Origin of the sequence: Nocardiopsis lucentensis DSM 44048 (genome assembly GCF_000341125.1) — a bacterium.
Lineage (GTDB): Bacteria > Actinomycetota > Actinomycetes > Streptosporangiales > Streptosporangiaceae > Nocardiopsis > Nocardiopsis lucentensis.
Genome location: NZ_ANBC01000259.1, coordinates 1 through 10,182, shown reverse-complemented (window position 1 = coordinate 10,182; position 10,182 = coordinate 1). Strand labels below are relative to the sequence as shown.

Sequence of the window (10,182 nt, the reverse complement as noted above, 5' to 3'; positions counted from 1 at the left end):
GTGGGAGCCTCTTCGGCGGGCGCGGCAACGCCTACTCCGCCCTCCTCGGCGGGCTGGTCCTGGGCGCGATCACCTCCGGTCTGCTGCTGCTCCAGATGGACACCTCGGTCCGGTTCATGATCACCGCCGCGGTGCTGCTCATCGCGGTGATCCTGGACGCGGTCTCCCGGCGGGGCCGCAAGACCCACGCGCGGGGCGGCGCATAGAAGGGGCCGGCGCGCCCGAGCCCACCATTCCTCCGGGAGGAGCCTCGTCTCCTCCCCTCCCCAGGGCGGCTCACTCCACTCCCGGCCGCCCCACGCCCCGGCCCGGCCGCTCCCGCCGGGCCGGGGCCCACCCCTTTCTGTGAACTCCGTCTCCCCGCGTCCGAGGCGGTGAACGCCGCGCGGACGCGGCCGGTCGGGTCGGTGGCCGACGGGTGAGGCGTTGGAGTCCGCTCCGCGTCCGCACGGCGGGGCGCCGCCGCGCGGGTGCCGTGAACTGCGCCGACGCCGTGCCGGTGGGATCGCGCGACACCAAGCGCGGCCGACGGCCGGCTGAGGGCTGAGGCGCCCGCCCCGAGGGTCCGTCGGCCCGTTCCCCGGGGTGGATCGGGCCCCCGCGAAGCCGCTGCTAGGTTCGTCGCGATCGATCACCCAGTCCAAGAACCACCCGCCCACGAGGCGGCTCCCCACCATGCCCGGATACCGTTCGTCCCCATCCGGCGGGTCACGGGGGACGCCCGTTCCAGGAGATTGAAGAGCATGCGCAGGATCCTCGTCGTCGGCGCCGGACAGTCCGGCCTCCAACTCGCCCTCGGTCTGCTCGCGGAGGACTACGACGTCACCCTGGTCGGTGCCAGCGGGCCGGAGGAACTCCGCGCGGGGCCCGTACTGTCCACCCAGTGCCTGTTCGGACCCGCGCTGCGGCGCGAACGCCGGCACGGCCTGTCGCTCTGGCGCGACCGCGCCCCCCTCGTCGAGGGCGTCGGCGTCCGGGTCGCCGACCCCGCGGGGGGAGGAGTCCCCGACGTCTCCTGGGTGGGCCGGTTGGACGAACCCGCCCAGTCGGTGGACCAGCGGCTCACGCTGTCCGCCTGGTTGGACCTGTTCGTCGCGCGCGGCGGCCGCTTCCTTCGCCACCGCGTCGACGTCGACGGACTGGAGGAGCTCGCACGGGAGCACGACCTGGCCGTCGTCGCCGCGGGACGGGGCGAGCTGGCGCGGATCTTCCCCCGTGACACGACGCGCTCGCGCTTCGACGCGCCCCAGCGCGCTCTGACGGTCGCCTACGCCACCGGGGTCCACCCCCATCCCGACGGCTCGGTCCTCAGCCGCAGCGCGGTTCCGGGGCTCGGCGAGGTGGTCAGCCTGCCCGTGTACTCGCTCGCCGGACCCTGCCACGCGGTGATGGTCGAGGCCGTGCCCGGCGGCCCCATGGACCGGCCCGTGCCCTCCGGCGCCTCGGCCGGGGCGGTGCTCGTGGGTCTGCTGGACGTCCTCCGCCGGTACGCGCCCTGGGAGTACGAGCGCTTCGCCGACGCCGTCCCCGCCGACCCGAGGGCCGCTCTGCGCGCCTTCTACGCGCCCGTCGTGCGCGAACCGGTCGCCCGGCTGCCCCACGGCACGGCGGTCCTGGGGATGGCCGACACGGTGGTCGCCAACGACCCCGTCACCGCGCAGGGCGCCAACATGGCCTCCCTGTGCGCCGACGTCTACCGCCGCGCGATCGTCGACCACGGTCCGCGGCCGTTCGACGAGGCGTTCATGCGCGACACGTTCGCCTCCTACTGGCGCCACGCGCGGCACGTGACCGCGTGGAGCAGGGTCATGCTCTCCGGCCCCCGGCACGTGTGGGAGCTGTTCCGCCTCGCGCAGGAGGACCAGGCGACCGCCGACCGGTTCGCCAACTCCTTCAGCGATCCGAGCGGTCTCATCGAGTGGTTCCTGCACCCGGAGCGGGCCATGGAGTACGCGGACGGGGTCCGCCACCTCAGCCGCGCTTGATCATCCCATCAACCGACCTCGCAATTCCGACCTGGTGGGTGGACATGTAGCGTCAGCCCCCTCATGTACACAGATCTCCTGGAACCCGTGTCCGCCGGACCCCTCGGGAACGCGGACACCTGGGTCTTCGTCGTCCTGGCCGGAACCGCGGTCCTCGCGGGCGCGGCCGTGCAGAGTACGGTCGGCCTCGGTCTCGGCCTGGTCGCGGCCCCGGTCATCTCCTTCCTGGACCCCACCCTCATGCCGGGGGCGATGCTCATCGCCGCGGTCCTGCTCCCCGTGCTCACGCTGGTGCAGGAGTGGGGGCACGTGGACTGGAGGGGGGTGGCCTGGGGCCTGCCCGCCCGCCTGCCCGGAACGCTGGCGGGTGTGTGGGTCGTCGCCACCCTCCAACCCCGGGCTCTGGCCGGACTGGTCGGCGCCATGGTGCTCACCGCGGTCGTGTTGTCGGTGTGGTCCTTCCGGGTGCGCGTCACCCCGGTCTCCCTCGTGGTCGCGGGGTGTCTGTCCGGGTTCGCGGGCACGGCGACCTCCGTGGGCGGGCCTCCGATGGCGCTGGTCTACCAGCACGAGCCGCCCTCGCGCGTGCGGGCCACCCTGGCGGCCTTCTTCCTGCTCGGGGCGAGTGTCTCCCTGGCCGCGCTCGGGGCGGGCGGCCAGCTCGACGTCCGGACGGCCGTCGTGGGTGTGGCCGCCCTCCCGTTCGTCGGAGCCGGTTTCGCCCTCGGCAACGTCGTGCGCCGTCGGATCGACGGAGCGAGGCTGCGCGTGGCGATGCTCTGTGTGGTGACGGTCTCGGCGATCGGCCTGCTCGGGCAGGCTTTTCTTGGCTAGCGTCGTGGGGGAGGGCAATACTCCGCTCCGGAGCGAGTAATCTACGCCAAAACCCGTGTGGGGCCGATGTCCCGTACACATCGTCCGCCCGGAGCGTGCCGGGGCCGCACCCGGCTGTGACAAGGGTCTTGTCCCATCCGCATCCGGGGTACGACCCGTGGACACAGCCTCATAAACTCGGGTATGTATACCTGCCGGTAGCCAATTTCTGGCCAGGTCAGCGGCCGGGGTCGGCAAACTCAGGCGAACACGTTGGACGAGGGGACTGACGAGACAGTGGCACTGTTCGAGTCGATACACAATCCGGAAGCTCTCAAGAAGCTCCCGGCCGACCAGCTTCCAGTGCTGGCGCGGGAGATCAGAGACTTCCTGGTCGACTCCTGTGCCCAGACCGGCGGCCACCTCGGACCCAGCCTCGGCGTGGTCGAACTGACCATCGCCCTGCACCGGGTCTTCGACTCACCCAAGGACCCCATCCTCTTCGACACCGGTCACCAGGCCTACGCGCACAAGGTCATCACCGGTCGCCACGACTTCTCCAACCTCAAGTCCGAGGGCGGTCTGTCCGGGTACCCCTCCCGTGCCGAGTCCGAGCACGACTTCATCGAGAACTCGCACGCCTCCACCGCCCTGTCCTACGCCGACGGCATGGCCCGCGCCAACGAGGTCCGGGGCCGTGACGACCGCACCGTCGTCGCGGTGATCGGCGACGGAGCCCTCACCGGCGGTATGGCTTGGGAGGCGCTCAACAACATCGCGGAGCGCAAGAACCGGCGCCTGGTCGTGGTGGTCAACGACAACGGCCGCTCCTACTCGCCGACCCGGGGCGGGATCGCCGACCACCTGGCCTCTTTGCGTCTGACGCCCGGATACGAGCAGGCGCTCGACCTGGCCAAGTCCACGCTGAACCGGACTCCCGTGGTCGGCCAGCCGCTCTACGAGGCCCTCCACGGCCTCAAGAAGGGCGTCAAGGACGCCATCCAGCCGCAGATGATGTTCGAGGACCTCGGTCTCAAGTACCTCGGCCCCATCGACGGCCACGACGAACCCGCCCTGGAGAAGGCGCTGCGCCGCGCCCGCGACTTCGGCGGACCCGTGATCGTCCACTGCATCACGCAGAAGGGCAAGGGCTACGCTCCCGCCGAGAACCACGACGAGGACCAGTTCCACGCCCCCGGCCCCTTCGACGTCAGCACCGGCCAGGCCAAGCCCGGCCCCAAGGTCGAGAAGTGGACCTCGGTCTTCGGCGAGACCATGGTGGAGATCGGTGCCGAGCGCGAGGACGTCGTCGCCATCACCGCCGCCATGCTCTACCCCACCGGTCTGAACAAGTTCGCCGCGGCCTACCCCGACCGCTGCTTCGACGTCGGCATCGCCGAACAGCACGCCGCCACCGCCGCCACCGGCATGGCCATGAACGGCCTGCACCCCGTGGTCGCCGTCTATGCCACGTTCCTCAACCGGTGCTTCGACCAGGTGCTCATGGACGCCGCGCTGCACCGGCAGGGCGTCACCTTCTGCCTGGACCGCGCCGGTGTGACCGGCAACGACGGCGCCAGCCACAACGGCATGTGGGACATGTCGATCCTCCAGGTCGTGCCCGGTCTGCGCCTGGCCGCCCCGCGTGACGCCGAGCGCCTGCGCCGCCTCCTGCGCGAGGCCGTCGCGGTCCAGGACGCCCCCACGGTCGTGCGCTACCCCAAGGGCGCGGTCGCCGAGCACCTGGACGCGATCGGCCGGGTCGGCTCCATGGACCTGCTCCGCCGGGCCACCGAGGGTGGCCGTTCCAAGGATCTGCTCGTCGTCGGTGTCGGCAGCATGGCCCAGGTGGCCTGTGAGGTAGCCGACCGGATGGCCGACCAGGGCATCGGCGTCACCGTCGTCGACCCGATGTGGGTCAAACCGCTGGACGAGGCCCTGGTCGCCGAGGCCGCCGAGCACAGCGTCGTCGCGGTCATCGAGGACAACGGCCGTACCGGTGCCGTCGGCGACGCCGTCGCCCGCCTGCTTCGCGACCACGACGTCGACGTGCCCGTCCGCACGTTCGGCATCGAGCAGGAGTTCCTCGACCACGCCAAGCGCGACCGCATCCTCCAGCAGCAGGGCCTGACCCCCCAGGAGCTGTCCCGCAAGCTCACCGAGACCGTTTCCCGCCACACCGAGTCCGCTGAGGACTCCGACGGCCGCGCGCTGACCGGAGACAAGGCCTAGGGCGTGCTTGCTGTGGTCCGCCGCTTCGCTTTGGACCGTGTTCGGGCGCCCACGCGGCCAGGGATGCTTCATCCTCGGCGGCGCCTGTCGCTCGTTCCTCGCTCGCGGCTTGCCTCGTCTTGCAGCACCCTGGCGGCGCCCGAACGACAAACCCCCTGGGTCCGCCGCTTCGCCTCGGACCGTGTTCGGGCGTCCACGCGGCCAGGGATGCCTGCCCGCCCGTCGCCCGCCACCACCCTCGACGGAGAGCCTTCGGCTCCGGTACCCCCGCTTCGTCGCCCGCCACCGCCCGGGGGCCGCTCCGCGGCGGGGCGGGCGCTTCGGGGTGACCGCTTGCCTCACCGGAATCAGACGTAGGGGCGCCCCCACGCCGGGGCGCCCTTCGCGTGTGCGGACCACCGGGCCCGGAGCTGCAAGAATGGGCGCATGACGGCTCCCGAACCCGACCAGCAGCGCACCGAGGACACGGAGCCGCTCCGGGTGGCGGTGATCGGCTCCGGCCCGGCGGGCATCTACGCGGCCGACGCGCTCACCCGGCAGCACCGCGTCCCCGTCCGGGTGGACGTCATGGACCGGCTGCCCACCCCGTACGGCCTGGTCCGCTACGGTGTGGCCCCCGACCACACCAGGATCAAGGGCGTGGCCCGCGCCCTGAGCAAGGTCCTGGAACACCCGCACGTACGCTTCGTCGGCGGCGTCGAGTTCGGGGACACCCTCACCCGCGCCCACCTCGCCCGCACCCACCACGCCGTGATCTACGCGACCGGCGCCAGCGTCGACCGCCACCTGGGTGTGCCCGGTGAGGACCTGCCCGGCAGCGTCGCCGCCACCGACTTCGTCAACTGGTACTGCGGCCACCCCGACAGCGAACTGGAGCGGTTCGTCCTGGGCGCGCAGGAGGTCGCCGTCGTCGGGGCGGGCAACGTCGCCCTCGACGTGGCACGCATCCTGGTCAAGACCGCCGACGAACTCCGGCACACCGACATCCCCCAGCCCGTCCTGGAGGCCCTGGCGGCCAGCCGCGTCCGCACCGTCCACCTGCTCGCCCGGCGCGGCCCCCTCCAGGCGAAGTTCACCGCACCCGAACTGCGTGACCTGCTCGCACTACCGGACGTCGACGTGATGGTCCCCGCCGACCAGGTCGCCATCGACCCCGCCGACGTGGGAGGCCCCGCCCCCGAACTGCACCAGGTGGCCCGCGCGGCCCGCACCAACCTGCGGTTGCTCTCGGACCAGGCCCGGCGCGCTCCACGCGGGTGCGAGCGCCGCGTCCACCTGCACTTCTGGGTGCGCCCGGAGGAGATCCTGGGCACTGACCGGGTCACCGGCGTCCGTCTGGAGCACACCCGTCTGGGGGCGGACGGGCATCTGGTGGGGACGGGGGAGACCACGGTCCTCGACACCGGGATGGTGCTGCGTTCGGTGGGCTATGCGGGGGTCCCCCTGCCAGGCGTGCCCTTCGACCCGGTCGAGCGGACCGTTCCGCAGAAGGAGGGCCGCGTACTGGACCCGAGTGGTCGGCCGGTCTGCGGAGACTACGTGGCCGGGTGGATCAAGCGCGGTGCCACCGGGGTGATCGGGACCAACAAGTCCGACGCGGCCGGAACCGTCCGCTCCCTGCTCGACGACGCGTCCGCGCTGCGGTCGGGCGCGTCCGAGCTGGTCCCCCTGGAGACGGTGCTGGACGAGCTCGGGATCGTCCACAGCGGGTACGGCGACTGGCTGCGCATCGACAGCGCCGAGGCCGAGCAGGCCGAGGAGCTGGACCGCGGCGAACGGGTCAAACTGCACGGCTGGGGGGCCTACCGCGACGTCATCGGGGGCGGCTGACCGCCACCGCGGTGGCGGTCGGGGCGGCGGTTCCGCTCAGGAGACCCGGTCCTCGTCCGCACCGTAGGTGTTGCAGCCCTCCACGGTCCCGCGCGACCAGCCCTCCTCCAGCCAGAACGACCGGTTGACCGCGCTGCCGTGCGTGTCCAGGTCGCCGCCGCTGTTGAAGTGCTCGTCGACCACGTCCAGGGCGTCCGCGTCCCCGTCCATGATCGCTCGCAGGCCGACCCCGGCCATGCACTCGGCCTGGAGTTCGGTGCGGCGCAGCGCGTCCAGTTCCTCGTTCTCGTCCTCGGCCTTGACACGCATGTCGTAGGAGAGGTCGAGGATGCCGGTCGCGAACTGGACGTGGTGGCCGTACTCGTGCCCCATCAGGGCGACCCAGACCTCCTCCTGGTCCTCCGCTGGGATGAACGCGCCGAGCTCGCGGACGTTGGGCAGGACGACGGTGATGCGCGTGTAGTCGCCCTCGTAGTAGGCGAGTGTGTAGCCCTCCTCATCACCGGAGTCGGGTGACTCGAGGGTGACGGTGATCTCCGGCGTCTCGGGGGAGAGCCCGAGCTCGTCCATGACCGGGTTCCACAGCGCGTCCAGACATGTTCCGGTCGCGTTGGCGAACTCCTCCCACGACTCGTCCGAGTCCATGTCCAACTCAGGGGTGTCGCACTCGACCGCGGTCGGTGTCGCGACCGCGTACAGGGGGTGGTCGACGAGGTCGACCTCCACCGGGTTCGGGGCCGCGACCAGCGCTGTGTCGTAGTACGCCCCCAGGTCGGCGCCGCCCGCCGACGGGTCCTCCCGGGGGGTGTTGACCACGGTCACGACACTGGCGGCGAGCGCCGCGAGCGCGACCGCGGCCGCGACGGAGGTTCCGAAGAGCACGCTCGTACCGCCGCGGTGACGCGGGGGAGGCTGCGGCGCGGCCCACATGTGCGGCGGAGCCCAGGCCTGTTGCGGTGCCCACCCCCCATGGGGGGGAGCTCCCCGCGGGTGCGAAGCGCCCAAACCCTGGTAGGCGCCCGGGAGGGGAGCCGGGCCCGGCCACGGGTGGGGGGTCGGCTGGAGGACCTGGGGCGCGCCGTGGGGGTAGCCGACCGGCGGGTGGGGGCCGGGGGCGGTCGTGGGTGGCGCCGGAGGGCCGGGGGGCGTCCGGACGCCTGTGGCGGTCGGTGGGGTGTGGGGCGGAGCGGTTGGGGGAGCGGGTGGTGTGGGGCCGGGGAAGGGGGTGTGCGTCTGGGGTGCGGGGGCGGCGGGGTTCGGGGAGGGCTCCGGGGTGGGGGGTTGGGGGTTCTCGGTGGGGGCGGTGTCGGCGGGGTGGGGCCGTTCCGTCGGGGGTTCCTCGCTCCCGGGGCCGTCACCGCCGGGTTGGTTCTCCACGGGTCCGTCCTCCCTCTCGTGCCGACGCGCGCTGGAGATGGCCGGACCCGCCCGGGCGAATCCGGCAAGCACGGCGAACCTCCAGTATGGGGTCTAACCGGGAGTGCTGAGGGTGGAGGGTGAGCTATCCCCCCGGCGGCTCGTATCGCACGCCCAGGTCCGCCAACACGGTGTGAAGCTCGGACTCGAAGAGTGGTTCCAGGTCGCTCATGACGATGCTCATGTGGTCGAACACCTCCATACACACCACTCCGTAGAGTCGGACCCAGCACGAGGTGAGCACCATGACCGCCTCCACCGGGATGTGCGGGGCGGAGAACCCGCAGCTCTCGGCGAAGGAACGCAGCTCACGGTCGAGCTCGGGCGTGACGTGCCCGCTGTCGGGCAGGGTGAAGCGGCGCTCGACCAGCAGTCGGTCGAAGAGCGTGTAGAAGGTGGCGGCGAAGCGCCGCGCGGCCTCCAGCCCCGGGGTGATGTCCGCGTTCGGATCCAACCTGGCCCTCGGCCCGAACATGACCGCGAACTCGCTCCGGTGGTCGATCGCCCAGGAACGGAAGGCGCGCAGCGAGGTGAGGATGCGCCGGTCGGTGTCCTCGTCGGGGACGCTGGCGTCGGCCGCGGCGACGGCGTCGGCCAGTTCGTCGAACATATCGGCCGTGATGGCGATGAGCAGGGCGTCGATCCCCGACACGTAGCGGTACAGCCCGGGCGCGGTCATCCCCATCTCACGGGCGATGGCGCGCAGGGAGACCCCCGAGGGGCCGTGTTCGACGAGGTGGCGTCGGGCGATCGCCTTGATCTCGGCGAGTGTGGCTTCGCGCACACGTTCGCGGCGGCTCAGTGTGCTCTGCTCCGCGCGGCCTCGGGCGACCTGCGGTTTCGTCATGTGCTGCACTACACCCCGTCTCAGGGCGCCAGGTCCGTGGCGCTGTGGTTCTCATCGGCGATATTGACATCGTAATGGGCGCACGCTTTAGTGAACACCGTTAGCAAACACCGTTCACCACCATGAAGCATGTTCACTGAGAGGGCGTCGCATGCCGACACACCCGGGCCTCTTCGGCCGACTGGGCCTGTCCGTACACCGGCGGCGATGGTGGGTGCTGGTGGCCACCGGCCTCTTCGCCGCGTTCGCCGTCGTCTGGGGTGCGGGGGTCTTCTCCGACGTCAGTGAGAGCGGGTTCGAGGACCCGGGCGCCGAGTCCTCACGCGCCACCGAACTGCTCCAGGAGGAGCTCGGCCACGACGACATCGACATCGTCGCCGTCTTTCGCAGTGACGAGATGCGGGTGACCAACCCCACCTTCGCCGCCGCGGTCGGGCGCGTCACCGACGACCTTCCCGAGGACCTGGTCGCCTCCTACGACGTCTACACGGACGAGAGCCTCGGCGACATCGAGCGCGGCATGCTCGTCTCCGAGGACCAGCACGCCACCTACGTGCCCGTGACCCTGAGCGGGGAGACCCACGCCGAGCGGCTCCACCAGTACGGGGAGGTCGCCGAGGTCCTGGAGTCCGGGCCGTTGGAGACCCGCCTCGGCGGTCCCGTCGGCGTCGAGAACGAACTGTCGGCCACTGCTGAGGGCGACATCGTCCGCGCCGAGCTGTTCACCCTGCCGGTCCTGCTGTTCCTGCTCGTGCTCATCTTCGGCGGGCTCGTCGCCGGGCTGGTGCCGCTCAGCGTCGGCGGCCTGGCCATCCTCGGCTCCCTCACCCTGCTGCGCGCCCTGACCCATGTCACCGAGGTGTCGGTGTTCGCGGTCAACGTCGCCACCATCCTCGGTCTGGGGCTGGCGATCGACTACGGGCTGTTCATGGTCAGCCGCTTCCGGGAGGAACTGGACCGGGGCGCGTCCATCCCCCACGCGGTCGGACGCACCGTGGACACCGCCGGACGTACCGTGGCCTTCTCCGGCGTCACCGTCGGTATCGCCTTCGCCGGGCT

General features: G+C 71.7%; 7 protein-coding genes and 1 pseudogene. 6 read left to right on the top strand and 2 right to left on the bottom strand.

The features are described 5' to 3' along the window. The 5 genes and pseudogenes from D471_RS0108915 to D471_RS0108895 form a co-directional block, all read left to right on the top strand. Nucleotides 1–206 (top strand): annotated as a pseudogene (locus D471_RS0108915) (sugar ABC transporter permease); the annotation flags it as partial. 537 nt (nt 207–743) lie between these two features. Next, nucleotides 744–1,985 carry a styrene monooxygenase/indole monooxygenase family protein gene (locus tag D471_RS0108910; RefSeq protein WP_017598302.1) on the top strand — a complete coding sequence of 414 codons (1,242 nt, stop codon included), beginning with the start codon at nt 744–746 and terminating at the stop codon, nt 1,983–1,985. Between the two features lie 63 nt (nt 1,986–2,048). Continuing rightward, nucleotides 2,049–2,819 (top strand): sulfite exporter TauE/SafE family protein, encoded by a 771-nt coding sequence (locus D471_RS0108905; RefSeq protein WP_017598301.1) that lies wholly within the window; start codon nt 2,049–2,051, stop codon nt 2,817–2,819. 276 nt (nt 2,820–3,095) lie between these two features. Further along, nucleotides 3,096–5,030: a 1-deoxy-D-xylulose-5-phosphate synthase gene (dxs, locus tag D471_RS0108900; RefSeq protein ID WP_017598300.1), complete on the top strand. Its 1,935-nt coding sequence runs from the start codon at nt 3,096–3,098 to the stop codon at nt 5,028–5,030. A gap of 426 nt (nt 5,031–5,456) precedes the next feature. After that, nucleotides 5,457–6,860, top strand: a complete 1,404-nt coding sequence (locus tag D471_RS0108895) for an FAD-dependent oxidoreductase (protein WP_017598299.1) — start codon at nt 5,457–5,459, stop codon at nt 6,858–6,860. 36 nt (nt 6,861–6,896) lie between these two features. Here D471_RS0108895 and D471_RS41115 read toward each other — a convergent pair whose 3' ends face one another. Beyond that, complete coding sequence (locus D471_RS41115; protein ID WP_017598298.1) at nt 6,897–7,742, bottom strand: neutral zinc metallopeptidase; 846 nt, start codon at nt 7,740–7,742, stop codon at nt 6,897–6,899. 619 nt (nt 7,743–8,361) lie between these two features. Then, entirely contained in the window at nt 8,362–9,123 is a 762-nt protein-coding gene (locus D471_RS0108885; RefSeq protein WP_017598297.1) for a TetR/AcrR family transcriptional regulator, read from the bottom strand. A gap of 151 nt (nt 9,124–9,274) precedes the next feature. On the opposite strand from D471_RS0108885, the gene D471_RS0108880 reads away from it, so the two are divergent. Continuing rightward, nucleotides 9,275–10,182, top strand: a 908-nt coding sequence (locus tag D471_RS0108880; protein ID WP_017598296.1) for an MMPL family transporter, incomplete at its 3' end; no start/stop codon positions are given.